We start from the raw sequence: 25531 nt of genomic DNA on the forward strand, positions 1-25531 counted from the left end.
TCGAAAGGCAGCGCCGTGACAAACAACCCGTCCCCTCCAGCGAGCGAACCGGTTGCCGACGACACGAGCCTGGGTGCCCGCGGCTGGATGATCCTGGTCACTCTGTGCAGCGCGACGTTCGTGGTCGGCCTCGACTTCTCGATCGTCGCCGTCGCCCTGCCGGAGATCGGCAGCGCCCTGGGCTTCGCCGGCACCGGCGACCTCCAGTGGGTTGTCACCGCGTGCCTGCTTCCCACCGCGAGCCTGCTGCTGCTCTTCGGTCGGCTGTCCGACCGGATGGGGCGGCGCAACCTGTTCCTGCTCGGCCTGCTCCTGCTCGTCATCACCTCCCTGATCGCCGGCCTGGCCGCCAACCCGGGCACCCTGGTCGCCGCCCGCGCGGGCCAGGGCATCGCCGGGGCGATGATCAGTCCCACGGCGCTCGCGCTGCTGACCACGGTCTTCCCCGAAGGGCCTCAGCGGACCAAGGCGTTGGGGGTCAACGGCGCCCTCCTGTCGCTCGGCTTCGTCGTGGGCACCATCGGCGGCGGCGTGATCACCAGCGCCTTCAACTGGCGGTGGACGATGCTCATCATGGCCATCGTCGGCGCCGCCGTGCTGATCAGCGGCCTGGCCGTCCTGTCGGCCGACCGGGAGCGCACGCGGCGGGCTTTGGACGTGCCGGGGGCCGTGCTGGTCAGCGGTGGTCTCTTCGCCCTGGTCTACTGGGTGAGCACCGGCGCCGACAACGGCTGGGGCAGCGGGCCGACCATGGCCGCCCTGGTGCTCGCGGTGCTGCTGCTCGGCGCGTTCCTGCTGGTCGAGCGCCGGCACCCGTCGCCGCTCGTGCCGCTGTCGCTGCTCAACCGGCCCTCGATCAAGTGGGGTTGGATCGTCGGCCTGATCACCTTCGGCATGTGCGGCGGAACCACCGTGCTGCTCAGCCTCTACATGCAGGAGATCCTCGGCTGGAGCGCGCTTGAGACCGGCCTCGGCTTCCTCGCCGAGGGCCTGGGCGCCCTGGTCTCCGGCCTCATCGTCTCCCGCCTGATCGGCGCCTGGGGCGGCCCCAGGACGCTGGTGGCCGGCCTCGGCATCCAGGCCGCGGGCACCGCCGCGATGGTGGTCCTGCCCAACGAGACGAACCTGCCCCTGCTGCTGCTCACCTCGGGCGCGATGGGCTTCGGGCACGTGCTCGCCGTGGTCGCCTTCATCAACGCGATGACCTCGGGGCTGCGCGACGACGAGCAGGGCGTGGTCGGCGGCCTGGCGCAGATGCCGCAGTTCGTCGGCGCCATCGGCACCGCGGCGCTCGCCGCCATCGCCAGCAGCCGCACCGCGGCCCTGGAGTCCACCCGCTCCGCCGTCGACGCCCACCTCGGCGGCCTGCACGCGGGCATGCTCGCCGGCGGCCTGGTCTGCCTCGCCGGCGTGCTCATCACCGTACTGTTCCTGCGCCGTCCGGCCACCCCACCGGACGGGGAGTCCTCGGCGGACGCGACCGAGCCCTCACTGGGCGCCCGGGGCTCAGGCCCCGCGGAGGTCGCGGCTCGCTGAGAACCACGGCGGCTCACCCTTTCCCCCGGGGGTGGGCCGCCGTGCTGTTCGCCTCCACGCGTCCACTCCCCCCAGGCCGCTGCCGCCCCCGGCAGCGGCCTACTGCGTCAACTGTCGGTAATGCGCGCGCGCTCACTCGGAATCGTTGATGGCCGTCGCCACCCGCCCGTTCAATGGAGGCATTCCAGCGAACGGAGCACCACGGTGACAGATGAATTGTCCTTACCATTCCTCGGCGCGGAGAGCACCACGCTGTCCGCATCCGCGCGCCGGGAGCGGAACGTCGTCTCGCTGCGTTCCTACTTCCGCCTCCTCCAGGAACGGGACATCGAATCCTGGATCGAACTGTGGGCGGACGACTGCACCGTCGTCGCGCCCTATGCGGACGGCCGCATACCGCAATTGCTCAGCGGCCGGGCCGACGTCTACGCCTTCTACCGGGAAGAGGCCGACGGCTACGCGCGGTTGAGCTTTCCCGGCACCGACATCATGCCGACGCAGGACCCGGACCGCGTCGTCGTCCACTGGTACCCGCGCGGTGAACTCACCGACGGCACGCAATACCAGAACGAGAACATCGGCATATTCGAGTTCGACGCCTACGGACGCATCCGCCGCTTCACCGAGTTCTTCAACCCCCTCGGCCTGACGGGCCGCCCCGACCCGGCCGTCGACGGGAGGTGAGCCGCGTGCCCACGACACCGTCTCCCGCCGAGGCGCCCGGGGGGCGCGCCGACCGCAGGCTGCCGAGCTCCACCGACGTGCTCATCGTCGGTGCGGGACCGACCGGCCTCGCCCTGGCCTCCGCGCTGCGCACGATGGGCGTGGACCACCTGCTGATCGACCGGGCCGCCGCGCCCGCCGTCCACTCAAGGGCCGCCGCCGCGCACGCCCGCACCCTGGAGTCGCTGGCGACCATCGGCGCCGCCGAGCCGCTCGTCGCGCGGGGGCGCGCGGGACGCGCCTTCGTCGCGCGGGACGGGGAGCGCCAGGTCGTCTCCACGCCGTTCGACGAGCTGGACACGCCCTACCCGTTCGTGCTCGCCATCCCCCAGCAGACGACCGAGGAGGTGCTCCAGGCCCGGCTCGAAGAGCTGGGCGGCACCGTGCACCGCCGGCACACGCTGCTGGACCTCACCGAGCTGTACCCGGGGATGAACGCCCTGATCGTCGACGACGAGACCGGCGAGGTGACGTCGGTGCAGGCCCGCTACGTGGTGGGCTGCGACGGCATCCACAGCACCGTGCGGCAGCGCGCCGGCATCCCGTTCGTCGGCCACGACCGGCCGCACAACTTCGCGCTGATCGAGTTCGAGATGGAGTGGTCGGGCCCCGAGGGCGAGATCACCTTCTTCTTCTCCCCCGCCGGCCTGCTGGCCGTCTCCCACCTGCCGGGCGACCTGTACCGGATCGTCGCGCTGGTCGACGACGACGCCGGGACGCCGAGCCTTGAGGACATCCAGCACATGCTGGACACGCGCGGGCCCACCGCCGCGGGCGCGCGCGTCAGGCGCCTGGAGATGGCCTCGACCTGGCGGGTCACCCACCGGCTCGCCGACGCGTTCTCGAAGGGCAACGTGTTCCTCGTCGGCGACGCGGCCCACGTGCACAGCCCGGTCGGCGCGCAGGGCATGAACACCGGCATCCAGGACGCGTTCAACCTCGCCTGGAAGCTCGGTGCCGTGCTCGACGGCACCGCGTCCCCGGCGCTGCTGAACACGTACAACGCCGAGCGGCGCGCCATCGCCCAGGGCGTGCTCGGGTTCACCGCGCAGCTGCACGACGCCTCCACGCTCAGCGACCCGCAGAGCATCCACCTGCGCAACGAGGTGCTCGCCGCGGCCAGCCGCATCCCCGAGTTCCAGACCTGGCTGGCCCGGCGGCTCGCGCAGATCGCCACGGCCTACCCGGGCGCCGAGCCGGGCACGCCCCACCCGCGCGTCGGCGAGCGGATGCCGCCGCGCCCCGGCATGGCCGAGGGCATCGGCTGGTCGCTGCTGCTGCCGCCCGGGCTCGGCGCCGACACCGTTCTGGCCGTCGACGAGGCCGCCGCCACGAGCCCGACCCCGCTCGCGGTGGCCACGGTCGACGACCTGCCGCACGCCGTGCTGGTACGGCCCGACGGCCACGTCGCGCTGACCGCGCCGGGGCCGGAGGCCGCCACGCTGCCCGGCGCCCTGCGCGCCTGGCTGAACCGGCCCTGGCCGGCGAGCACCTGAGCCGCCGCGCGGCCCTCGCCCCGCCGCCGGCACCGCGCCACCGCCACCACCGTCCGTCTCGTCCCGGGCGCGCCCACGGCCGCCACGGCCCACGTTCCGCGTGCCCGCACTCTCCACGGGAGTCCCCCATGGCCCTGACCTTCACCCGCCCGCCGGGCGCCACCACGCTGATGCACGTCGCCGTCATGTGCCCCGACATCGACGCCTCCCTGCGCTTCTACCAGGAGGGCCTCGGCTTCACCCGCCGCTACGAGTTCACCGAGAGCGCCACCAGGGAGGGCCAGGTCGTCTACCGGGGCCGCGGCATCTACGTCGAGCTGGAAGGCCACGCCTACGTCGAGCTGTTCCCCGGCGGGCGGCCCGGCGTCACCTCCGAGGACGGGCCGCTGGCCCACATCGCCCTGATCGTGCCGGACGTCGACGAGGCGTACCGCTCCAGCCTGCGCGCCGGCGGCCTGCCGCACGGCCTGGGCGACTGGACGGGCGAGCCGATGTCGCTGACCCTCAACGGCTCCCCCGAGGTGGACGTGCGGGTGGCGTTCGTCCGGGGCCCGGCCGGCGAGCTGATCGAACTGTACGAGCAGCACAGCCCGATCGTCGCCCGCTGACCCGGCGCCACCGCACCGCACCGCACCGACACCACTCACACCGGGAGAATCATGCGCTACACCGTGCTCGGCAAGACCGGGGTCCGGGTCTCCGAACTCGCCCTCGGCACCGTCACCTTCGGCGAGGACTGGGGATGGGGGGCGCCCAGGGAGACCAGCGCCCGCATCCTCGACGCCTACGCCGACGCGGGCGGCAACTTCATCGACACCGCCGACCACTACACGGGCGGCACCTCGGAGACGATGCTCGGGGAGCTGCTCGGCGCCCGCCGGGACCGTTTCGTCCTCTCCACCAAGTTCACCCTCCAGACCGACCTGGCGGACGTCAACTCCGCGGGCAACCACCGCAAGAACATGGTCTCCTCGATCGAGGCGAGCCTGCGCCGGCTGCGCACCGACTACCTGGACCTGCTGTGGGTGCACGCCCACGACACCCTGACCCCGGTGCCCGAGCTGATGCGGGCCCTGGACGACCAGGTGCGCGCCGGGAAGATCCGCTACGTCGGCGTCTCGAACTGGCCGGCGTGGGAGGTCGCCCAGGCCAACACCATGGCGGAGCTGCGCGACTGGTCCCCGTTCGTCGGCATGCAGATCCGCTACAACCTGCTGGAGCGCGGGCCCGAGCGCGACCTGCTGCCCATGGCGCGGCAGTTCGACCTGCCCGTGTTCTGCTGGGGCGCGCTGGCGGAGGGACGGCTCACCGGAAAGTACCTGGAGGGCGGTACGGGGCGGCTGACCGTGCAGCCGAGGAACCACAGCTCGCAGGGCAGCGACGCCCTGGTCCGCGAGGTGGTCGCCATCGCGGCCGAGGGCGGCTGGACCGCCGCCCAGGTGGCTCTCGCCTGGCTCATGTCCCGCCCCGGCACCGTGATCCCGCTGCTTGGGGCCACCAAGGAGTACCAGCTCCAGGAGACGTTGGGCGCGGCCGAGGTGCGGCTGGCGGCCGACCAGCTGGAACGGCTCGACGCCGTCTCGTCGATCACCCTCGGCTACCCGCACGACCTGCTGCGGGACCCGATCACCCTGCACGACATGTACGGCCCCGGCTGGCAGGACATCGAGGACCGCCGCACGACGGTGCGCCGCGGAGTCGCAGACGACGCCTTCCACCCGGTGCCGCGCGACTGACGGGACGGGCCCGGCCGGGCCGCCGCCCGGCCGGACCAAGGCCGCGCCCGTTCCGCCCGCATCCCGCCCTCCGCGCCCCGCTTCCCGCCCTTCCGCGCCCGGTTCCAAGCCTTCCCCGGGCCTTTCCCGGCCCCTTCCCGGATCTTCGCCCGGTCCTTTTCCGGATCTTCCCGGACCCGCGCCCACTTTTCCCGCACCCGCAGGAAACGCACTTCGTGCAGTCCGCCGAGTGGGAACGGACCGGTGGCTTTTCCTTTTTCCTGGCGGTGCGCGGGGAGTTGACTCTTCACCGATCCCCCTTTCCCACATTCCTAGGAGTAACGCATGGTGGACGCGGCACGCACCCGGGAGATCGTCGGCAAGCTGTTCGCCGATGTCGCCTCGGGCAACGTCGAGGGAGTGCTCGCCGCCCTCGCCCCCAACATCGTCTTCGATCTCCCGCGCACCGCTCACAACCTGGCCGTTCCCAACACCGGCCGCTGGCTGGGCAAGGAAGGCGTCATCGAGGCGTTCCGGCTCAGGAGCGAACGCAGCGAGGTCACCGAGTTCGAGCAGCGGGACATGGTGGTCGAGGGCAATCGCGCTTTCGTCATCAACTACCAGAAGATCCACCACCGGGTCACGGGTTTCGAGGTCGAATTCGAGTTCTCGATGATCCTCACCGTCGGTGACGACGAACTCGTCCACCACTGGAAGGCGTTCTTCGACGCCTCGGGCGAGGTCGCCATGTTCCGCTCCGACGTGGACGCCCGCCTGCTGGCCGCCGTGTCGGCCGGCGACCGGCGGGAGGTGACCGCGATGCTGCGGGAGGGCGGCCACCCCGACCACCGCGACCCCGCCACGGGTCTGACGATCCTTCAGACCGCCGCGGGCCGCGGGGACGCCGAGACGCTGCGCCTGCTGATCGCGGCGGGCGGCGACGTGTACGGCACCGACAGCCGGGCCGGAACCACCGCCCTGCACAAGGCCGTTCAGCGCGGCGACCTGGAGACCGTGCGGGTGCTCGTGGAGGCGGGGGCGTTCGTCGACGCCGTGGCGCCCACCACGGGGCACACGCCGCTGATGGACGCCCTGTGGTTCAAGTGGCCGGAGATCGTCGGCTACCTGCTTGACCAGGGCGCCGGGCTCGGCCTGCACACCCACTACGGCTTCTCGCTCCAGGAGCACTTCGACTACGAGCTGAACGTCAACGTGCTCGGCAAGGACCGGCTGCTGCGGGCCGAGGAACTGCTCAAGGAGCGCAGGCGCGAGGACGAGCGGCTGATCGCGGAGCAGCGCGTGATGGCCGCCGTGGTCAGCGGCGACACCGCCAGGGTGCGCAGTCTGATCGCCTCGGGAGCCGATCTGGAGGCCCGTTTCCCGGTGGTCAACGGCTTCAACGACCGGCACACCCCGCTGCTCGTCGCCAGCAGGGACGGGCACACCCAGATCGTCCAGGCCCTGGTGGCCGCGGGGGCGGACGTCAACGCGACGGAGCCGACGTTCGGCGCCTCCCCGCTGCACAAGGCCGTCTACAACGGCCACGCCGACATCACCCGGCTGCTGGTCGACGCGCCCGGCATCGACCTCGACTACCAGGGCGCGACGAACGGCTACACCGCGCTGCACGACGCGCTCTGGCACGGCTACGAGGACTGCGCCCGGGTCCTGTTGAGCGCGGGGGCCCGCACCGACCTGCGCGGCCACGACGACAAGACCGCGCTCGACATCGCCAGGGAGACCTTCGGCGACGCGCACGCGCTGGTGCGGCAGATCGCCGGGCAGAGCGCCTGACCCCTCACCGGCCGGCGGACGCCGGCCGGTGCCCAGCACACGGAGAGAAACGGAGCACGGCCATGTTGTTCTACGTCCAGATGAAGTGGAAGCACGAAGGGCGCATCACGCTCGACGAGCTGTGGGAGATCGAGCGCGAGGAGGCCGAGCACGCCCAGGAGACCCTGGACTCGGGGTTCTGCGTCGGCATCTGGAAGGTGGCCGCGCAGAAGCGGGTCATCGCCATCATCGACTCCCCCGACGCCGAGGAGCTGGACCGCACCGCGCTCGGCCGCCTCCCGATGCGGGAGTACCTGGAGTTCGAGGAGGTCTGGCCGCTCCGCGACTACCTGGGGTTCGCCGAGGACGTCAAGGCCCGCTACCGCGTTTGAAGAGCAGGAGAGCCGGCGCGGGAAGCGAACCCGCCCGCGTCCGCCGCGCCGGCCTCCGCCACCCGCCGAGGAGATGCCATGATTCACCAGCTCATCTTCGCCTTCCCGCGCCCGGGCATGAGTGAGGAGGCGTTCCAGCAGTACTGGCTCGAAGAGCACGCCGTGCGCTACGCCAGCAAGATCCCGCAGATCCGCCGCTACTCCGTCGACGCCCGCGTGCCCCGCCGGGGGGAGACGGCGGAGCCGCTGTGGAGCGGCATGGCCGAGATCTGGCTGGCCAACGGCGAGGAGCAGGTCGCCTCGCTGCAATCGCCCGAGTTCCTTGAGGGGGCGCGACTCGACGAGCCCCGCTGGGCGGCGTTCTGGCGCAGCGTGGTGCTCGACACCGCGACCGAGACGGTCCTTCCCGGGGTGCCCGACGACCAGGTCCAGCCCGGGGTGAAGCTGGTCGTGCTGGCCAAGCGCCGCGAGGGCATGACGGTGGAGGAGTTCCGCCGCTACAGCCGCGACCTGCACGCCCCCCTGGTCACCGCGCTGCCCGGTATCCGGCGTTACGACCAGTCCTACACGCAGGACTCCTGGTACGAGGTGAGCGAGCCGCCGTTCGACGCCGCCTACCACCTGTGGTTCGACAACCCGGGCGCGGTGGACGCGATGGAGGAGAGCGCGCAGCACGCGCGGGTGCTCGCCGACTACGACAACTTCATCAACCCCCGCTACCGGCACGCGCTGCTGTTCCGGCAGAACTGGGTGATCGGCCCCCGCAGCCGCTGACGCCCCCCGCGCCCCGACGCGCGAGGTGCCCCGCCGCCCGGTGGGACACCCCGCGCGTCGTGCGCCGCCGGCGGCGGCGCCGCGCGCCGGGACCGCGACCGCCGGCCGGACTCAGTCGACGTTCTTGATCACCCGGGCGGGCACTCCCGCGGCCACGGTCCCGGCAGGGACGTCACGAGTCACCACCGCACCTGCGGCGACCACCGCACCGGCACCGATGGTCACCCCCTGGGTGACCACGGCAGCCGTCCCGATCCAGACGTCGTCCTCGATGACGATCGGGGCGAAGGAGAGGTATTCGCGGCGCTCGGCCGGGGGCAGTGGATGGCCTCCGGTGATGAGGCTGACCTTCGGGGCGATCATGACGCCGGTCCCGATGCGGATGCCTCCCCTGTCCATGAAGGTGCATCCCTGGTTGACGAAGACGTTGTCCCCGAACGTCGTGTTCAGCCCGAACTCGGTGTAGAACGGCGGGTAGATCGTCACCGATTCCGGCAGCGGGCCACCGAACACAACGGAAAGTAGTTCGGCGCGGCCTTCACTGTCGCTGAACGGGAGCGTGTTCAGCCGGGACGTCGCCTCGGTCACCTCCGCGATCCGCTCGGCATGACGCGCGAACTCGGGCGTCTCGACATACATGACCTGCTCTGTGCGGGTGGACATGCGCCGATCCCACCACCGCGCGGGACCTTCGATCAAACAACCCCGCACCGCACCGGATACCACCGGTGGTTGTGGCCGTACGATGGTGACGTGGATGTCGAAGCGCTGCGGACGTTCGTTTCGGTCGCCGAGACGGGCCAGTTCCAGGCCGCGGCCGACGAGCTGGGGATCAGCCAGCAGGCGGTCTCGAAGCGGATCGCGGCCCTGGAGAGGCATGTCGGGGTCGTGCTGCTGGTGCGGACCTCCCGAGGCTCCCGGCTGAACCTGGACGGGCAGATCTTCCTGCCGCACGCCAGGAAGGTCCTGGCGGCCGTCGAGCAGGCCAAGCGCGCCGTGCGCCCCGGCAGCCGTCCCCTGCGCGTCGACGTCCTCAATCGGCGCATCTCCCCGGCCCAGGCCGTCTACCGGTTCTACCGCTCCCGCCCCGGGACGGATCTGGACGCGGTCACGCTGAGCCAGGAGAACGCGGTTCAGGCCGCTCAGGCGGTGCTCGAAGGGACCATCGACGCGTCCTTCCGCGCCCTGCCGGCAGACCAGGTCCCGGCCGGGATCAGCACCGAACGGCTCCTGGACGCGCCCTTGGAACTCCTGGTCGGACCCGGCCACCCCTTGGCGAAGGCGCCCCGGGTCAGACCCACCGACCTGGCCGGCCACCGCGTGTGGATCCCCGGGATCAGGCCGGGCACGGAGTGGGCCGCGTTCTACCAGGCACTGTCCCAGGCCTTCGGCCTGAGTATCGACGCGCTCGGCCCCAACTTCGGTGACGAGGCCCTGATGGACGCGCTGGCCGACTCGGCCTCGCTGGCCACCCTCGTCGGCGGCGGGGACCGGTACCTGTGGCCACGGGCCCACGACCTGCGGCGCATCCCGTTGCACGACCCGACCCCGGTCTACCCGCACCTGCTGCTGTTCCGCAGCGGAGACCGGCACCCCGTGCTGACCGCGCTGCGCGACCATCTGCGCACCGCCGGCCCGGGAGCCGTGCACGACGCGTGGGCACCGGACTGGGTGAACGGCTGACGGGCGACCGAATCCGCGGAACACGCCCCGGCATGCGGAGCCCGGTCGCATCGGCACCCTGATCGGGTTCCCCGAGCGCCGCCGGTGTTCCCATTCCGGTGGCGACTTGCCGTTCCCGCCGCCGCAGGAAAGGAACGTATGATTTCCCGGAATCGGAAGTGGGGAGTCCCGTGCCGGAAGAACAGCGAGGTGGCAGGTCACCGCTGCGCGAACAGGTGCGGGAGGAACTGCGTTCGCGTATCAACGAGGGCGTGATCAAGCCGGGCGAACGGATCTACGAACACCTGGTGGCGTCCGAGTTGGGGGTTTCGCGCAATCCGGTCCGGGAGGCGATCCGGATGCTGGAGAGCGAGGGCCTCGTGGTCGTCGAGCCGCGCCGCGGGGTGCTGGTGCGGCGGTTCGACCCGCGGGACGTGGAGGACCTGTTCGACGTGCGGGAGGCCATGGAGGTGCTGGCCGCGCGGCTGGCCGCGCGGCGCCGCGGCGCCGAGGACCTGGACCGGCTGCGGCAGTTGACGGAGGCGGGCAGGCTCGCGCTGGTCAGGGGCGATCTGGCCGAGGTGGACAGGACCAACAGCGACTTCCACGAGGACCTGATCAGGATCGCGGACAACCGGCGGCTGCACGACGTGTGGATGCCCCTCCAGGGGCAGTTGCACTGGCTGTTCCGGCAGAACTCGGAGCCCGAGCGCGTCTGGCACGAGCACCGCGACATCCTCGACGCGGTGCAGGACGGGGACGACGAGCTGGCCGCGGCGCTGGCGCTGCGGCACGTCAGGTCGGCGCGCAGGATGGTGCTGGCGATGCTGGCGCAGCCGCGGGAGCGGCCGGGGGCCGGGCCGCGTCCGTGACGGGCACCGCGCCCCCGGCCGCCGGCCGGGCCACGCGGGCTACTTGAGGCTGCCCATGGCGAGCCCGCCGGTCCAGTGCCGTTGCAGCACGACGAACGAGACGACCAGCGGCACGATGGCGATCAGCGAGCCGGTGATCACCAGGTTGTACAGCGGGGTCGAGGCGCCGGCCGTCGCCTCGGCGCGCGCGTACCAGTCGCCGAGGCCCACCGTGATCGGGAACAGCCGGGAGTCGGACAGCATCAGCAGCGGGAGGAAGTAGTTGTTCCAGGCCCCGACCAGCGAGAAGATCAGGACGGTGGCCATCGCGGGCCGCAGCAGCGGCAGGACGACGGAGCGGAACGCCCGGATCTCGCCCGCCCCGTCGAGCCGGCTGGCCTCAAGCAGCTCGTCGGAGACGGCGTCCTGGGCGTAGATGCGGATCAGGTACACGCCGAACGGGTTGAGCAGCCCCGGGATGATCACGGCCCAGGGCGTGTTGATCAGGTGCAGTTCGGTCATCACGAGGAATTGCGGAATGACGAGCGCCGTCGCGGGCACCATGAGAACGCCGAGCAGCGCGGCGAACGCGAGTCGTTTTCCCGGGAAGTCGTACTTGGCGAACGCGTATCCTGCCACCGTCGAGACGATCAGCGATCCGAATCCGCTCGCGACGGTGTAGAACACGGTATTCAGCAGCCAGAAACCGAAAGCGCCGCCGTCCTCGGTGAAAACGTCCGCGATATTCCCGAAGAACGCGTTCTCGCCGCCGAACCAGAGCGCCGGGGAGTCGTAGAGGTCCAGGTTGCTCTTGGTCGAGTTGGCCACCAGCCACCAGATCGGCAGCAGGTAGTAGGCGAGCATCAGGGCCATCACGGCGTAGCTCAGGGTGCGGCCGGTGGCGGCCTTGGCCGCCACGCGGCCGGGGCGGCGGCGCCGCGGGAGGACGGTGCTCATCTCAGGCCACTCCTTCGGCGGTTCACCGCGAGCAGGACGTAGGAGGCGACGAACACGATCGTGCTGATGAGGAACGCGACCGCCGCGGAGTAGCTGAACTGCGAGTAGGAGAACGCCAGGTTCTGCGCGTACATGTTGGGGGTCCACGCGGCGTCGAACACCTCGGGCGCCTGCGGTCTGAGCACCTGCGGCTCGGTGAACAGCTGCATCGTGCCGATGATGGAGAGCAGCACGGACAGCACGAGGGCGGGCGCGATCATCGGCACCTTGATCCACAGCGCGGTGCGCACCGGGCCCGCCCCGTCGAGCCGCGCCGCCTCGTGCAGTTCCTTGGGGATGGCCTGCAACGCGGCGTACATGATGATCATGTTGTAGCCGGTGTTGCTCCAGGTGATGATGTTGCCGATGGCCGGCAGCGCCAGCCGGTCGGTGAGCAGGTCGGTCCCGAGCGGCCCGAAGGTGGGGCTGTAGAGGTAGCCCCACATGAGGGCGGCGACCACGCCCGGCACGGCGTACGGCAGGAACACCGACAGCCGGAACAGCGTCGGGTACCGGCCGGAGAAGTGGTCGAGCAGCAGCGCCGCGAGCAGCGCGACGCCCAGCATCAACGGCACCTGCACGACGCCGAGCAGCAGGATGCGCCGCACCCCGCCGGTGAACTGCTCGTCCCGCAGCACCTGCCAGAAGTTGTCGAGGCCGGTGAACCTCGGGCCCTGCGCGAGGGTGTCGGTGTACAGGCTCATCCGGAACGCGGAGACGGTGGGCACCGCGATGAGCACCACCACGAGCAGCAGGAACGGCGCCACGAACAGCCAGGCGGTCAGCGTCGTGGGCCTGATCCCGGGCCGCCGGGCGGCCGGGGGCGACGGTGGGCGCACCGCGCGGTCACTGGACATCGAACGCCTGCTCCCTGGCGTAGGCGGCGACCCGCTCCCCGACCACGGCCAGCAGGTCGGGCCAGGGCACCCGGCCGGCCACCGCGTCGTGCAGCGCCACGTCGAAGGTGTCGGTCACGAACCGCTCGAACGGCGAGTGGTCGGAGGCGAGCACCTGCTCGCTCGACTCGATGTACACCTCGTTGACCCGCTGCCCGCCGAAGAAGTCGGCGGGCCGGCCGGCGAACGCGTCGGAGCGCGCCTGTTCGAGCCGGTCGGGGAACAGGCGGGCCGTCCACAGGGCCATGTCCCACGCGGTCTGGTCCGCGCCGAAGATCTCCCGGCAGACGACGGCGGCGGCCTCGGGGTCCCGGGCGAAGCGGGTCGCGACGTACGCGGAGCCGCCCCAGTTGCCCGACGCGGGCCGCCCCGGGTCCCACTGCGGGGCGCCGCGCACGCGCCAGCGCCCCGCCTGGTCGACGAGCTTGGACTCGATCTGCCAGCTGTACCAGCTCGGCGCGAGGCAGGCCCAGTACACGCCGCGCCGGAGGTTGACGTCCATCTCGGTGGAGAAGTACGGGGTGGTGTCCACGAGTCCGGCCCGCACCAGTCCGCCCCAGAAGTCGATGACGCGCCTGGCCTCCGGGGTGTCGAAGGACAGTCCGAGCCGGGTGGGCTCGCTCATGTCGTACCGGAAGAAGCGCCCGCCCGCCTGGGACACGAGGGTGGTCAGCAGTTCCGACGGGCCGAGCGTGCCGATGAACGCCGAGCGGTCGGCCGCCTTGACGCGTTCGGCCGCGGCGGCGTAGTCGTCCCAGGTGGCGGGCACCTCGATGCCGTGCCCGGCGAACAGGTCCTCGCGGTGGAACAGGACCAGGGGGCCGGAGTCGACGGGGATGCCGTAGACCTCCTCGCCCGCGCCGCACCGTTCCCAGGCCGGCTCCGCGTAGTGCGCCGCGTCCCCGGCCGCGCCGAAGGGGGCGAGGTCGAGGAGGTAGCCGCGGACCACGAGGTTGGGGATGAGCGTGCGGTCGATCAGGAACACGTCGGGCGGCCCCGCCTCGGCGTGCAGCGTGGTCTGGAGCTTGGGGTAGAACTCGCCCGCTCCCCACCCGTTGTCGACCCAGGTGATGTGGATGTCCCGGTGGGTGTCGTTGAAGTGCGCGACCAGCTCGGCGTTGGTCGATTCGAAGCCGCCCCAGACGGTGACCTCCCGCTTGCCTGCCGGGACGGCTCCGGTCGAGCCGCACGCGGCGAGCAGGGGGGTCGAGGCGGCGGCCAGCGCTCCGCCGAGGAACGCGCGCCGGGAGAACCGGGGGGACGTGGGAAAACGCGTGAAGGGAAAGGGTCCCGCGGGCGTCCGGCGCCCGCGCCGGACGGGTGGACGACGCCCTGGGGCATCGGTGCGTACGGTGTCGCTCAACGTGCTTCTCCCTCGTGACCAGCCGGGAAGGGGAGTGGGGGCGGACGTGATGGAGAGATGGCCGGGAAACGCCGGTAGCCCGGGAGTTTGTATACGCGGAGCCAATCAAGTCAAGCCGTCGAAGTTAACTTCCGATTTCGACTTCCTCGCCCGGTCCGGCCCGCACTCCCGGAAAGCGGCCAGCACACGCATTCTGAGCTGGCATTACTCCTCCTCGTTCGGAGAGTTCACCGTTCGGCGCCGGAGCCGGGAGCGGCACGACCCTTGACCGCGTCGGGCGATCGGCCGGAGTGTGTATACGCGAGCTGCTGATCGGGCGGCTCGGTATCCCTCCAGGAGGCTCCGTGAGCGCGTCTCACTCCCCGTTCGGACCCGAGGACTTCTACCGCCGCTCGATGGCGCTGCCGGACCGGCTGCTCGCCGGCGCCATCGACACCCACGTGCACGCGGGTCCTGTGCTGAACTCCAACCCGGGCCACGCGGACCCCATCGAGATCGCTCTTGAGGCGCGTGCCGCGGGCATGCGCGGCGTCGTCTACTACGACGTGTTCGGCTGGGCCTCCGGCACGGCGTGGCTGGTCAACCGGCACGTGCCCGGTATCCAGTCGTTCGGCGCCTACCTGATGAACTCCTCGCACGGCGGCCTCAATCCGCGCGCCGTCCGCACCGCCCTGCACATGGAGGGCGGCTGCCGGATGATCAGCTTCGGCTCCCACTGCACCCACTTCCAGGCGTCGCGGGAGTCCACCGTCGTCGACGGCGAGCGGGTGCCGCTGCACGAGGCGTTCCCCAAGTTCGCCCGCGAGGAGTTGTCCCGCGCCGTGCGCATCCCCACCGAGGGCCCCGTGCCCGACGAACTGGCCGAGATCCTCGAACTGGTCGCCGAGCACCCCGAGGTGTACCTGAACACCGGCCACGTCTCGCACGACGAGGTGTTCCGCATCGTGGAGCTGGCCGAGCAGTACGGCATCGGCAAGGTCCTGGTCTCCCACCCGGCGCGCGGGCAGCTGAGCGTGGCGGAGCAGAAGCAGCTCGCCGCCAAGGGCGTGTTCCTCGAAGGCTGCCTGGTGGACATCTACTGCACCAGCGTTCCGCTGACCCACTACTACCCGGAGAAGGAGTACATCGACCGCGGCGCCGAGATACCGCACACCCGCAGGCCGGTCGCCCACTACATCGACGACCTGCGGCAGGTGGGCCCCGAGCACATCGTCCTCGGCACCGACTACGGGGTGCGGAACCTGCCGACGGCCGTCCAGGGCATGCGCACCTGGATCGCGCTGCTGCTCGACTACGGCTTCGGCGTCGAGGAGGTGCGGCTGATGACCGCGCACAACCCGGCCCGCCTCATCGGCCTGCCGGTCCTGGACGACACCGCCCTGCTCGCGGAGTTGAAGGCCGCGGCGGAGGAGCCGGAACGCTCGCGCCACGCCCTGTACCCGGAGGCAGGAGCGCGCCCCGCGGACGGCGCGAGCGGCCGCGCCGCCGGGCCGGTGTGGTAGCGCGGGACCGCACCGAGCGCATGCGCATCCTCGTCACCAACTGCAACACCACCGTCGCCATGACGCGTGAGATCGCCGCCGGGGCCCGCGCCGCGGCGAGCGCGGGCACGGTCATCGTCCCGCTCACGCCCGCCTGGGGGCCGGAATCCGCCGAGGGCTGGCTCGACAGCTACCTCTCGGCGGCTGCCGTGCTCGACACCCTGCGCGTGCACGACGCGGCGGCCCCCGAGCCGTACCACGCCGTGGTCATGGCCGGGTTCGGCGAGCACGGCAGGGAGGGGGTGCGCGAACTCCTCGACGTCCCCGTCGTGGACATCACCGAGGCCGCCGCCCACCTGGCCTGCCTGCTCGGCCGCCGCTACGGGGTGGTCACCACCCTGGAGCGGTCCCGGCCGCTGATCGAGGACAGCCTGCGCACGGCCGGGGTCGCGGCGAACTGCGCGGCCGTGGTCGCCACCGGCCTCGGGGTACTCGAACTGGACGAAGGACCCGCGACCACGGCCGCGTTCCTCGACGCGGCCCGGCGGGCCCGCGACGCGGGCGCCGAGGTCCTGGTGCTCGGCTGCGCGGGGATGACCGGCCTGAGGGAACTGCGCGACCGCGTCGCGGCGGAACTCGGCCTGCCCGTCGTCGACGGCGTGGCCGCCGCCGTCCAGCTCGCGGAGTCCGTCGTCCGCCTGGGCCTGCGTACCAGCAGGAGCGGATCGTACGCGGCCCTCCGGGACAAACGGCGGGTGTGGGGCGGCGCCGGCTGACGCCGCGCGCCCCTGGGCTCGGGCGCGTGCCCTCCCGCGCGCCCGCGCCCGGCGCCAGGACCGCGCCGCCCGGGCCGGGGCCTTAACACGCGGGAAACGAGCGGGGGCAGGCGTTCGACATGTCCGGCGTTTAGCGTCCGCAGCCGTACACCAGGCACGAACAGGGACACACACATGCACACGTGGAACAGGCGGGCATTCCTCGGCATCGGGTCGGCCGTCGGCGCCGCGGCGCTGGTGGGCCCGGGGGCACACGGCGCCGCCGCGAGCCCCCGGCGGCCGGGCCCCGGCGCGGCGTTCGACCCGACGGTCTGGCGGGAGTTCGGCGAGCCGCTGGTGCCGGGGCGGCGCGGGGGGCCGCTGCGCGGCCACACCGTGGCCGTCAAGGACCTCTTCGCCATCGAGGGCCACCGGGTGGGCGCGGGCAACCCCGCCTGGCTGGCGGGCAGCCGCCCGGAGCGCGGGACGGCCCCCGCGGTCGCCGCGCTGCTGGCCGCGGGCGCCTCGGTGGCCGGCATCGCGCGGACCGACGAGTTCGCCTACAGCCTCGCGGGCACCAACGGCCACTACGGGACGCCGCCCAACCCGCGTGCGCCGGAACGGATATCGGGCGGCTCGACCTCGGGCCCCGCGAGCGCGGTCTCGCTCGGGCTCGCCACCATCGGGCTCGGTACCGACACCGGGGGCTCGGTGCGCATTCCGGCCTCCTACCAGGGGCTCTACGGCATCCGCCCCAGCCACGGCGCGGTGTCGGCCCGGGGGCTGCTGCCGCTGGCCGAGTCCTTCGACACGGTCGGCTGGCTGACCCGGGACGCGCGGACGCTGCGCGAGGCGGGGAGCGTTCTGCTGCCCGCGGCCCGCCGCAGGCCGCCGTCCGGTGCCGTGCTGTCCCACGAACTCCTCGACGTGGCCTCGCCCGACGTGGCGTCCTCGGTGCGGCGCGCGGCCGAGCGCTGGCGCGACGCGCGGCTGCCCGCCGTCCGCGAGATCGGCTTCGACACCTCGGTGCTGCCGGCCTGGGTCGCCGCGTTCCAGACCAAGCAGGGCGTGGAGGCGTGGCGTTACTGGGGCCGGTGGATCTCGCGGCACTGGGACACGCTCAACCCGGACGTGAGGTCCCGCTTCGAGAAGGCGTCGACCTACTCGGCGCGCGACCTCGCGGCGGCCGAGGACGTGCTCGCCGAGGCGCGGCAGCGGCTGGACGCGCTGCTCGGCCACCGCGTGCTGATCCTGCCCGCGGCGTCCTCGATCGCCCCCACGCGCGCCGAGGCGTCGCTGGGCGGGCCGGTCATCGAGGAGGCCAGGGCCAGGACGTTCCAGCTCACCTGCATCGCGGGCATCACCGGCCGCTGCGCCGTGAGCGTGCCCGTGCGCAGCCGCACCGCGCCCGTCGGCATGTGCCTGGTGGGCCCGCGCGGCAGCGACCGCCACCTGCTCGACCTGGCGCTGCGGGCCGCGCGCTCCGGGGTGTGCCTGTGAGGGGGCGCGCCCGAGGGGCGCGTCCGAACCGGCGCGGGCCGTTCCGGTGAACGGGCCGGAGGCCGTGCCCGCCGGGCCGGTCAGGCGCCGTCCCCGGCCGCGGGCGCCGGTTCCGGGAGCGTGTCGCCGGTCTCCAGCAGGGTCTTGAGGCCGGAGACGATGGCGGGCCAGCCGTGCTTGACCATGCCGCGCAGGGTGCTGCCCGGCACGAAGCCGTCGTGGACGACGGTCAGCCGGACCGTCCCGCCGAGGGGTTCGATCTCGAAGGCCACCTTCGACCTGGGCTCGGCGGCGAGCGCGGCGTAGGTCTCCGCGTCCACGCCCGCCGCCTCGGCCCACTCGGGCGTGAGGCCGTGCCACGTGTAGGCGAGTCGCCGGTGGGGCTCGGATTCGAGCACCACCTGCTCGGGGTCCGGGGCGGCGAGGCCCTGGCCGGTCCAGGTCATGGGGGACCCGGCGCGCCAGTCGGTGGCGAACTCAAGGCCCCAGTAGCGGCGGGTGAACGCCGGATCGGTCAGCGCCTGCCACAGCCGTTCCGGCGTGGTCCTGATGTACGTGGTGTAGACGAACGCGGGGTCGGTCATGGGTGGCTCCTCCAGTGCGTGCTTCAGGTCCGCGAGCGCCTGCGCCCGCGCGCGGTCGTAACGGCTGAGCCAGCGGTCGGCGATGGCGTTGACGGGCCCGGCGTCGAGGTAGTGCAGCTTCTCCCGGCCGCGCCTGACGCTGGTGACCAGGCCCGCGGCCTCAAGCAGGGCGAGGTGCTTGCTGACCGACTGCCGCGCCATGTCCAGTTGGGAGCACAGCTCGCGCAGGGTCTGCCCGTTGCGTGCGTTCAGGCTGTCGAGCAGCCGGCGCCGGCCGGCGTCGGCCAGCGCCTTGAAGACCTCGTCCATCTCCGACCCTCCCCATAGGCAGCCGTTTGGCTGCCTAAAACGATAGGCAGCCAGACGGCTGCACGTCAAACGGGCCGAACGCCCCCGCCCCGCCGCCACAGCGTTCCGTGGCGGCGGGGCGGAGGCGCGCGGGGCGGCGGTCAGCCGCCGTAGCCGAAGGCGTCCGGGTCGTTCGGGCCGGGAGCGCCGCGCACGGCGAGCATGCGGCCGTCCTGGTAGAAGTAGCGGTACGTGGTGGCCGCGGGCACCTGCCCGCTGTCGTTGACCACCGGCGCCCCCGTGGTGCCGAGGACCTCGCCGGTCGCGGCGTCGAAGCGCGCGATGCCCAGTTCGCCGGTGCCCGAGCGCGGGCCGGTGGCGACCACCACGGCGCCGTCCTCGACCGTCACCGGCTGGGTCGCGTGGGCGTCCGGCAGGGCGGCGGCCCACCGCCGCTCGCCGGTGGCGAGGTCGAAGGCGACGAGCTGGTTCGGCGCGCCGCCCTCCGGCAGCGTGACCGCGTAGAGCGCGTTCTCGATCACCCGCAACGGCGGTGGCACGTGCTCGGTCTCGCTCAGGGCCCGGCCGAACCCGCCGTCGCCCTGCGCCACACCGCCCCGTGCGCTCCCGTCCCCCAGCTCAACCTCCGCGACGACCTCCATCTCCTCGTCCAGCACCAGGCCGATGGCCGCGTGGTTCCCGCGCACGTACCCGACCAGGGGATCGGCCGACAGCAGCGCCGGGGTCAGCAGGCCGCTCTCCGGATCGGTCCCGGCGAAGGTGCGCTCCCGCGCCGTCTCCCCCGTGGCCGGGTCCACGACCGCGAACTGGACCTGGTCCCGGAGCCGCCCGCAGGTCTGCGCGAGCACCACCCGCGTGTCGGTGGCCAGCATGTCCTCGGCCCCGCAGCCCGGTTCCCCCTCGAAGGACACCTCGCGCTGCCAACGGCGCTGCCCGTCCGCGAGGTTCAGGCCGACCAGGCCTTGGTCCTGCGCGATGACCACCGTGTCGCCGACGATTTCGAGGACCGCGCCGTTCCGCGCGTGATCGCCCTGCCGCGGCGCGGAGATCGGCTGCCGCCACCCCAGCTCGCCCGAGGCGAGGTCGAGGACCGTGGCGGTGTCGCACTCGATCCGGTTGCCCACCGAGCCGGGACCGACGGCCAGGGCGGCCCGACCGTCCACGCCCCGGCTGCCCGCGCCGCAGAACGCCTGCCCGTCCGGCGGCGCGGCCTGCCACACGACCTGCCCGTCGGCCTGCGAGAACGCGGTGACGCCGCTCTCCGCCACCCGCACCACGGTGTCGCCGGCCGTCCAGGCCGTGATGACCTTGTCCGTCGTCGGCCGCTCCGCGGTGGCCAGCCAGCTGCCGCCACCGTCCGCGTCGGCCCCGCCCTCCCCCGGCGGGCCGAACGCCTCGGTGCCCGGGTCGTCGTCCGACCCGCCGAGCAGGGGAACGGCGACGGCGGCGCCGACGGCCAGCACCACGACGGGCGCCAGCCACGGCCACACCCGCTTGCCCTTCCGCCGGCGCCCGGGGCCCGGCCCGCCGGGGCCCGACCCGGGCGGGCCCTGGGGCGGTCGCGGCGCCGGGTCGGGATACCGCGGGTGCTGCGGGTGCTGCGGGACATGGAACTGGTTCGGGTACGGCGGCTGTTGCTGCGGCTGGGGCAACGGCGGCGGACCGGGCGGCGGATACTGCGGCGGCCGGTGGTGCCGCGGCGGCTGGGCCGAGTACGGCGGCGGACCGTTCGGCGGACCGGGCGGCTCCTGCGGTCGCCACTGCGGTGGATTCGGAATGCCCACGGATGATGTCCTTCGAGTCGGCGTGCGGCCGGAGCGCGGCGCCGCCGCACCACCGGCCGTCGCGGCGGCCCCCGGTGCCGCGATCCACACGCCCCCTCCGGGCGCGCCCGCCGACCGCGAGGCCCCTGGCGGTGACGGCCTCCCGTACCGTTCGCACGGCGTTCCCCCTGAGTCCGCCTCCGCAGGAGCCGCGACCCGCGGCCGACGAGCACGCACGACGACGTTAGGCGAGCCGGCTTACCCCGGCCTTATCAACCGCTTACGGCCCGCCCCGCCGCCCCCGCTCCCCCCGGCCCCGAACGCGCGGGCGCGGCGGGGACGGCCGTCAACGCGGCCTCCAGGTCGGCCCGTTCCTCCTCCGGGCGGTCCTGAGCGACGGCCAGTTCGAGAGCGCGGCCGAACGAGCGCCGGGCGGCCTCGTCGTCCCCCGCCGCACGGTGCAGCTCACCGAGCCGCTGCCTGGCCTCGCGCTCCAACGCCCAGTCCTCGCAGTGCGCGTACAACTCGGCGGCCTGCCCGAGCGCGCCGATGGCCCGGTCCCTCCGCCCCTCCGCCAGGAGGGCGGCGGCGAGGTGGTCAAGCGTCTCCGCCCGTGTCTGGGGCGAGTGGGGCAGCCCCTCGACGGCCAGCAGCATGTGGCGGATGCCGGCGGCGCGGTCCCCCAGCGCCACCTGCGCCCGGCCCATGCCGGCCAGGGCCACCGCCTCCTTGTGGGCGATCTCCTCCGCGCGGTACAGCACGCGGGCGCGGACGAAGTGGATGAGCGCTTCCGCGTACTCCCCGGCACACGCGCACAGCTCCCCGAGGTTGCAGGTCGCCGCCGCCTCGCTGTAACGGTCCCCCGCGCGCCGGAACAGCTCCGCCGCCCCGCGCAGCGCCGCCTCCGCCTCCGCCGTGCGCCCGGTCTCGGCGTAGGCGGGACCGAGCATGTTGAGCGCGCGGCCCTCCGCCCCGGCGTCCCCGGTGGCCCTGGCCGCTTCGAGCGCGGTCTCGCCCGCGCCGACCCACGCGTCGAACAGCCGCCGCACGGAGAAGTAGCCGAACAGCACCCACGGCAGGTACCACGCGTGCTGGTACAGGCCGTGCTCACGCGCCAGGCCAGGGAGGGCGAGGAGCAGGGGCCTGTTCGCGTCGCACCAGGCCAGCGCGGCCTGGCGGTCGGGGAACGCGGGCGGCACGGCGTCCGTCCAGCGCGGCGGCGCGAGCGGCCGGGCCCGCGCGACGACCAGGCCCATCGCCTCGTACGCGCTCGTGGTGTACCAGTCCACGACGCGGAGCACGGCCTGGTGCCGGTCCTCCTCGCTGTCCTGCCGCAGCGCCTCCTCACGGGCGTACACCCGCAGCAGGTCGTGGAGTTCGTACACGGCCCAGCCCGGCTGCTCCACCAGGTGCCGGGCGTGCGACTGGTCGAGCGCCCGCCGCGCCCGCGCCCGGTCCGTGCCGGTGAGGGCCGCCACCGCGCTCACCGTCACCGGGACCGCGGGCAGCAGGCCCAGGAGCCGGAACGCGCGGGCCGCGTCGTGCGGCAGGGCCCGGTAGGAGGACGAGAAGACGGCGCGCAGCCCGGCACCGGGGCCGTCGGCGGCGTCGGACCCGCCCGGGTCGAGGCGTTCGGCGCGCAGTTCGCGCACGACGTGCCGCAGGCCGGCGCCCGGCACCGAGGCGATGCGGTCGGCGACCATGCGCAGCACCAGCGGCAGGCCCGCACACAGCTCGGTCAGTTCGGCCGCCGCCCGTGGCTCGCGGGCGACCCGCTCCTCGCCGAGCACGTCGCCGAGCAGCCGCAGCGCCTCGCGCGCGGCCAGCGCGGGCACCGCGATGCGCCGCCCCGCCTCGCGGGCGACGAGCCCGGCCAGGCGGTGGCGGCTGGTGACGACGGCCATGCAGCCGGCGCCCGGCAGCAACGGCCGCACCTGCGCGTCGTCGTGCGCGTTGTCCAGCACCACGAGGACCCGGCGGCCCGCGACCGCGGAGCGGAACAGCCCGGCCAGCGCGTCGACATCGGACGGCAGCCGCGCGGAGTCCACGTCGAGCGCGCGCAGGAACCCGTGCAGCACGGCCGTCGGATCGGCCCGTTGCGCCGGGTCGTCCCCGTGGAGGTTGACGAACAGCTGGCCGTCGGGGAACGCGTCGGCCCTGTGCTGCGCCCAGTGCAGGGCGAGCCGGGTCTTGCCGATCCCGGCCAGGCCGCACAGCAGCGCGAGCCCCGTGCCCGCCCCCGGCCCGCGGCAGTCGGCGTGGACGGCGTCGAGGTCGGCGATGAGGTCGTCCCGGCCGATGAACGTTCCGGAGACGCCCGGCAGCTGCCTCGGCACGGGAGCGGCGGGCCGGGCCGCTCGCGGGCCTTGGGCGCCGGGGCCGGGCGGCCCGTTCCGCCGGGGCCCGGCGGGCTCCTCGCGCAGGATGCGCGCGTGCAGGCCGGTCAGTTCTGGGCCCGGTTCGATGCCGAGTTCCTCGACCATGGCGTCGCGGGCCTCGCGGAACGCCCGCAGGGCCTCCGCGCGCCGGCCGTCGGCGTGCAGCGCCCGCATGAGCAACGTGTGCGCACCCTCGCGGAACGGCTGGGCCCGCAGCAGCGCCCGCAGCCCGGTGACCGCGTCCCCGTACCGGCCAAGATCCACCAGCACGCCGGCGTGCGCCTCGGCGGCCGACCAGCGTTCTTCGAGCAGCGGCCCGCGGATCATGTCGGCCACCCAGCCGGAGCCGAGTCCGGCCAGCGGCTCGCCGTGCCAGCACGCCAGCGCGGCCTCCCACGCGCGCGCCCGCTCCTCAGGACCGGCCGCGGACGTGGCGGCGTTCGCCAGCGCGCGGAACCGGTGCAGGTCGACCTGTTCGGCACGCAGCACCGCCCGGTAGCCGCGCACGCCGGTCTCGATGACGCCGGGCAGGCAGCGCCGCAGGTGGGAGACGCGCACGTGGACGGCGCCGCGGGCCGACGCCGGCGGGTCGCCGTCCCAGCAGGCCGCGATCAGGCTCTCGGTGGGCACCTCGCGCCCCGACTCCGCGAGCAGCACCCCCAGGACGCAGCGGGCTCCCGGCCCCGGCAGCGGCACCGGGCGCTCGCCCACGCGGGCGCCCACGGGTCCGAGGATCGTGAACCTCGGCGCGTCGTTGGGCAGCGTCATGACGTGTCCCCCTCCTCAAGCCCTTTGCGAGCGTACTCACATGGGCGGGGGCCAGGCCGGACGCCGCGCGGGGCCGGGCGCACGGCGCCGGGCGCTCAACGGCCCTGCGCCGCCGCGTACTCGGCCCGCGGGCCGGCGTCCACCCGCGCGGCCGGCCGGCAGGCGCTGAGCCGGTGCGCGGGCGGGCGGGTCAGCCGGCGGCGGGCGTGGCGGCGGGGGCCGTTCTGTCCGCGTCGTCGCGCGCCGGGGGCGCGGCGGCCGTCCTGCCGGGCAGGAAGGCGGCGAGGGCGAGGGCGGCCAGCGCCGCGCAGGCGCCGATGGCCATGACGACGCGGAAACCGTTCTCCGCGGGGAACGCCGTTCCGCCGATCGTCGTCGTCATCTGCGCGAGGACCACACCGGCCACGGCGCTGGAGACCGAGGTGCCGATGGAACGCATCAGGGTGTTCAGGCTGTTGGCCGCGGCCGTCTCGGAGACGGGCACGGCGGCCATGATCAGGGCGGGCATCGCCCCGTAGGCGAGGCCGATGCCGGCCCCGATCACCGCCGAGACCAGCACCAGGTGCCAGATCGCCGACATCAGGACGGTGCCGAGGCCGTAGCCCGCGGCGACCACGAGGGCTCCGGCCATCAGCGTGGCCTTGGGGCCCTTGGTGCGGGAGATGTGCGCGGAGACCGGCGCCACGGCCATCATCACCAGCCCGGAAGGGCCCATGACGAGGCCGACGGTGAGCATCGAGGCACCGAGGCCGTAGCCGGTGGCCTCGGGCAGTTGGAGGATCTGCGGCATCACCAGCGACATGGCGAACATCGCGAAGCCGAACACGGCGGACGCCAGGTTGGTCAGCAGCACCTGGCGGCGCGCGAGGGTGCGCAGGTCGACCAACGGCCGCGGCGTGCGCCGCTCCCATGCGCCCCACAGCACCAGGACGACGGCCGCCGCCGCGAACAGGCCGAGGGTCGTGGCGCTGGTCCAGCCCCAGTCGGCGCCCTTGGAGATCGCGAGCAGCAGGCACACCAGCGCCGTGGACAGGCCGAGGGCGCCCGGCACGTCGAACCGCCCGCCGCTGCGCATCCGCGACTGCGGCACCAGGAGCAGCACGAGCACGGCGGCGACGACTCCGGCGCCCGCGGCGCCCCAGAACAGGACGTGCCAGTCGACGCGTTCGGCGAGGAAGGCCGCCGCGGGCAGGCCGAGCGCGCCGCCGATGCCGAGCGAGGCGCTCATCAGCGCGGTGGCCGAGCCGAGCCGGTGCGCGGGCAGTTCGTCGCGCATGATGCTGATGCCGAGCGGGATCACGCCGGCGGCAAGACCCTGGAGCGTGCGCCCGGCGAGCATGGGCACCAGGCTGTCGCTGAGCGCGCCGACGACGGAGCCGCAGATCAGGAGGCCGAGGCTCAGCAGCAGCATGCGCCGTTTGCCGTACATGTCGCCGAGCCGCCCCATCACCGGTGTGGCGACGGCGCCCGCGAGGAGCGTGGCGGTGATCACCCACGAGGTGTCGGCCGGCGGGGCGTCGAGGAGCCGGGGCAGGTCCGGCACGAGCGGGATCACGATCGTCTGCATGAGCGCGACGACGATGCCGCCGAACGCGAGTGTCGCGACCAGCCCGCCGCCCGGGGCCGCCGTGTCCCCGGCGCCCCGCCCCGGGCCGCCCTCGTTCCGCACCGCTGCGCCCTCGGGCACGGCCACCTCCGCTTTCGTTGTCACATGCGTACGGACGGCGACGCCCGTCAGATTTTTAAGTCAGTCGCTTGACTTACATTAGCAAGCCTTCTTGACTCGTCGCATCGACACCGCCGGCGGGAGGCACCC

21 protein-coding genes are annotated in these 25531 nt (G+C 73.4%); 13 read left to right on the forward strand and 8 right to left on the reverse strand.

The genetic code is table 11. From position 1 onward, the window contains the following. Positions 1-87 precede the first annotated feature (87 nt). The 8 genes from LC193_RS09490 (at position 88) to LC193_RS09525 (ending at position 8409) form a co-directional block, all read left to right on the forward strand. Positions 88-1536 carry an MFS transporter gene (locus LC193_RS09490; protein WP_226073295.1) on the forward strand — a complete coding sequence of 483 codons (1449 nt, stop codon included), beginning with the start codon at positions 88-90 and terminating at the stop codon, positions 1534-1536. Positions 1537-1740: 204 nt separating this feature from the next. Then, the gene (locus LC193_RS09495) at positions 1741-2220 is read left to right on the forward strand and encodes a nuclear transport factor 2 family protein (RefSeq protein ID WP_226073296.1); all 480 of its coding nucleotides are present in this window, start codon (positions 1741-1743) and stop codon (positions 2218-2220) included. 5 nt (positions 2221-2225) lie between these two features. Beyond that, positions 2226-3755: an FAD-dependent monooxygenase gene (locus tag LC193_RS09500; protein WP_226073297.1), complete on the forward strand. Its 1530-nt coding sequence runs from the start codon at positions 2226-2228 to the stop codon at positions 3753-3755. A gap of 128 nt (positions 3756-3883) precedes the next feature. After that, complete coding sequence (locus tag LC193_RS09505; RefSeq protein WP_226073298.1) at positions 3884-4363, forward strand: VOC family protein; 480 nt, start codon at positions 3884-3886, stop codon at positions 4361-4363. A gap of 51 nt (positions 4364-4414) precedes the next feature. After that, a complete protein-coding gene (locus LC193_RS09510; protein ID WP_086160435.1) occupies positions 4415-5491 on the forward strand; it encodes an aldo/keto reductase in 1077 nt (358 codons plus the stop codon). Between the two features lie 324 nt (positions 5492-5815). Then, entirely contained in the window at positions 5816-7264 is a 1449-nt protein-coding gene (locus LC193_RS09515) for an ankyrin repeat domain-containing protein (protein ID WP_226073299.1), read from the forward strand. A gap of 62 nt (positions 7265-7326) precedes the next feature. Next, positions 7327-7635 carry a muconolactone Delta-isomerase gene (locus LC193_RS09520; protein ID WP_086160433.1) on the forward strand — a complete coding sequence of 103 codons (309 nt, stop codon included), beginning with the start codon at positions 7327-7329 and terminating at the stop codon, positions 7633-7635. Positions 7636-7713: 78 nt separating this feature from the next. Then, entirely contained in the window at positions 7714-8409 is a 696-nt protein-coding gene (locus tag LC193_RS09525; protein WP_226073300.1) for an EthD domain-containing protein, read from the forward strand. Between the two features lie 111 nt (positions 8410-8520). Here LC193_RS09525 and LC193_RS09530 read toward each other — a convergent pair whose 3' ends face one another. Then, positions 8521-9048: a sugar O-acetyltransferase gene (locus tag LC193_RS09530; RefSeq protein ID WP_226078530.1), complete on the reverse strand. Its 528-nt coding sequence runs from the start codon at positions 9046-9048 to the stop codon at positions 8521-8523. A gap of 114 nt (positions 9049-9162) precedes the next feature. Between LC193_RS09530 and LC193_RS09535 the strand changes: the two genes are divergently transcribed. After that, on the forward strand, positions 9163-10092 hold the full coding sequence (locus tag LC193_RS09535) for a LysR family transcriptional regulator (RefSeq protein WP_226073302.1): 930 nt from the start codon (positions 9163-9165) through the stop codon (positions 10090-10092). A 170-nt stretch (positions 10093-10262) separates the two neighbouring features. Beyond that, positions 10263-10943, forward strand: coding sequence for a GntR family transcriptional regulator (locus LC193_RS09540; RefSeq protein ID WP_226073304.1), 681 nt, complete (start codon positions 10263-10265; stop codon positions 10941-10943). A gap of 39 nt (positions 10944-10982) precedes the next feature. Here LC193_RS09540 and LC193_RS09545 read toward each other — a convergent pair whose 3' ends face one another. Genes LC193_RS09545 through LC193_RS09555 form a run of 3 tightly spaced genes read right to left on the reverse strand, consistent with a single transcriptional unit; the run spans position 10983 to position 14177 of the window. Next, positions 10983-11879 carry a carbohydrate ABC transporter permease gene (locus tag LC193_RS09545; RefSeq protein WP_226073306.1) on the reverse strand — a complete coding sequence of 299 codons (897 nt, stop codon included), beginning with the start codon at positions 11877-11879 and terminating at the stop codon, positions 10983-10985. Further along, complete coding sequence (locus LC193_RS09550) at positions 11876-12775, reverse strand: carbohydrate ABC transporter permease (RefSeq protein WP_226073308.1); 900 nt, start codon at positions 12773-12775, stop codon at positions 11876-11878. The genes LC193_RS09545 and LC193_RS09550 overlap by 4 nt, the downstream gene beginning before the upstream one ends. Next, a complete protein-coding gene (locus tag LC193_RS09555; RefSeq protein WP_226073310.1) occupies positions 12765-14177 on the reverse strand; it encodes an ABC transporter substrate-binding protein in 1413 nt (470 codons plus the stop codon). The genes LC193_RS09550 and LC193_RS09555 overlap by 11 nt, the downstream gene beginning before the upstream one ends. 344 nt (positions 14178-14521) lie before the next feature. Between LC193_RS09555 and LC193_RS09560 the strand changes: the two genes are divergently transcribed. The 3 genes from LC193_RS09560 to LC193_RS09570 all read left to right on the forward strand — a co-directional run bounded on the left by LC193_RS09560 (position 14522) and on the right by LC193_RS09570 (position 17913). Continuing rightward, positions 14522-15679 (forward strand): DUF6282 family protein, encoded by a 1158-nt coding sequence (locus LC193_RS09560; protein ID WP_226073311.1) that lies wholly within the window; start codon positions 14522-14524, stop codon positions 15677-15679. 20 nt (positions 15680-15699) lie between these two features. Further along, complete coding sequence (locus tag LC193_RS09565; protein WP_226073312.1) at positions 15700-16434, forward strand: aspartate/glutamate racemase family protein; 735 nt, start codon at positions 15700-15702, stop codon at positions 16432-16434. Between the two features lie 174 nt (positions 16435-16608). Next, positions 16609-17913, forward strand: coding sequence for an amidase family protein (locus tag LC193_RS09570; protein ID WP_226073313.1), 1305 nt, complete (start codon positions 16609-16611; stop codon positions 17911-17913). An 80-nt stretch (positions 17914-17993) separates the two neighbouring features. Here the strand turns inward: LC193_RS09570 and LC193_RS09575 are convergent, their stop codons facing one another. The 4 genes from LC193_RS09575 to LC193_RS09590 form a co-directional block, all read right to left on the reverse strand. Further along, on the reverse strand, positions 17994-18806 hold the full coding sequence (locus tag LC193_RS09575) for an ArsR/SmtB family transcription factor (protein ID WP_226073314.1): 813 nt from the start codon (positions 18804-18806) through the stop codon (positions 17994-17996). Between the two features lie 140 nt (positions 18807-18946). Next, positions 18947-20296: an outer membrane protein assembly factor BamB family protein gene (locus LC193_RS09580; RefSeq protein WP_226073315.1), complete on the reverse strand. Its 1350-nt coding sequence runs from the start codon at positions 20294-20296 to the stop codon at positions 18947-18949. Positions 20297-20841: 545 nt separating this feature from the next. Next, the gene (locus LC193_RS09585; protein ID WP_226073316.1) at positions 20842-23715 is read right to left on the reverse strand and encodes an AfsR/SARP family transcriptional regulator; all 2874 of its coding nucleotides are present in this window, start codon (positions 23713-23715) and stop codon (positions 20842-20844) included. A 190-nt stretch (positions 23716-23905) separates the two neighbouring features. Then, positions 23906-25282: an MFS transporter gene (locus tag LC193_RS09590; protein WP_404819525.1), complete on the reverse strand. Its 1377-nt coding sequence runs from the start codon at positions 25280-25282 to the stop codon at positions 23906-23908. Positions 25283-25531 lie beyond the last annotated feature (249 nt).

Origin of the sequence: Streptomyces marincola (assembly GCF_020410765.1) — a bacterium.
GTDB classification, from domain to species: domain Bacteria; phylum Actinomycetota; class Actinomycetes; order Streptomycetales; family Streptomycetaceae; genus Streptomyces; species Streptomyces marincola.